The sequence below is a fragment of the Agrobacterium sp. MCAB5 genome, from assembly GCF_052114365.1.
Lineage (GTDB): Bacteria > Pseudomonadota > Alphaproteobacteria > Rhizobiales > Rhizobiaceae > Agrobacterium > Agrobacterium tumefaciens.
Genome location: NZ_JBFREP010000224.1, coordinates 1 through 487 on the forward strand (window position 1 = coordinate 1; position 487 = coordinate 487).

The following is a 487-nucleotide window of genomic DNA, read 5'->3' on the forward strand; positions in this document are numbered from 1 at the left end:
GTTCATCCGTGTCGGGCAGGTGATGAAGCCGACGGCGCGGGCGCTCAATTTGTCTGGCCCGGTGCGGCAGGCTCTGCGACAGGCGCAAGCGGCGATGTTGATGACGGATGCCTTCGATCCGGCAACCGAGCGGCGTACATTCAGGCTGGGGCTGTCCAGCGAGGTGGAACTATTGTTGCTGCCTGACCTGACCGCTCGGTTGCGCGATATCGCGCCGGGCATTCGTATTCTGGCTCGTGGCGGCGATGCACTGGAGATCGAGTCGATGCTGGATTCAGGCGTCGTCGACCTGTCTGTGGGATGCAGCTATCTCCCGGATTCACGGCACCATTGCGAACCGCTTTATCAATCCAGCGTCTTGTGCTGTTTCAATCCGCAATTGCTAACGCTTACCAACCCGGTGAGCATGGATGCCTATTTGGCCGCACAACATGCGGTGATCTCGCAGACCGACAGCCTGCATGGCTGCGTCAAGGATGCTCTGGAG

General features: G+C 60.0%; 1 protein-coding gene. It reads left to right on the plus strand.

Annotation, left to right across the window (positions count from 1 at the left end; all coding sequences use genetic code 11):
- The coding region (locus tag AB4Z23_RS28340) for a LysR substrate-binding domain-containing protein (RefSeq protein ID WP_441361288.1) at positions 1 to 487 on the plus strand (487 nt) is incomplete at both ends.